We start from the raw sequence: 683 nt of genomic DNA on the forward strand, positions 1-683 counted from the left end.
CGGGGTGAGTCCGCGGCGACCTGGCAGAGCGAGGCGCGGAATCCGGTGGACCCCGGCGCGGCGTACGCGCCGTTCCGGGGGTGCGGCGGCCGGCAATGCTTGGTGGCGTCCGGATCGTCGGCCTCTTTCGAGGAGACGGGCCGCGCGGTCGTCGGCCTACTCCACGGGCCAGGAGCGGAGCGCGGTGAGCGGCACATGGCTGCTGAAGTGTCCCGCGCCCAGACGGACTCGGCCCTCTTCCAGGCAGGGACAGCCCTCGTCGAACCCGGCGGCTTCTACGGTGTATGCCCCGCGTGCGTGACGACGTCGGCCCAGACCGTCAGGCAGTCCCGCGTGCGCCGCAGCCCCCAGCGGTCGGCCAGTGCCTCGGTGATCAACAATCCACGCCCTCGTTCCTGTTCGGCCCCCGGCAAGGACCGAGGCGGCAGGGGTGTCACGATCCCCCCGACGCGGACCCGCGTCGGTGACGCCGACAGTGACCGTCGCCGTGGTGAGCGCGAGGGTGACCGTGATGAGGTCACTGCCACCGTGCTCGGGGGCACTGACGCTGTGTTCGAGGGCGTTGGCTGCCAACTCGCCGACGATGCTCTCCAGGTCGTCCACGACGTCTGCTGCCAGCCCCCATCCCTGAGCCGTGTCGCGCACATACCGGCGAGCGGCACCAGCGGAGGCGAGATCGGTCC

Annotated in this window: 1 protein-coding gene; it reads right to left on the minus strand. The window is 71.7% G+C overall.

The genetic code is table 11. From position 1 onward, the window contains the following. Positions 1 to 156 precede the first annotated feature (156 nt). The coding region (locus I8N67_RS41855) for an ATP-binding protein (protein ID WP_200309630.1) at positions 157 to 683 on the minus strand (527 nt) is incomplete at its 5' end.

It is taken from the genome of Streptomyces adelaidensis, from assembly GCF_016598475.1.
In the GTDB taxonomy this organism is placed as follows: Bacteria; Actinomycetota; Actinomycetes; order Streptomycetales; family Streptomycetaceae; genus Streptomyces; species Streptomyces adelaidensis.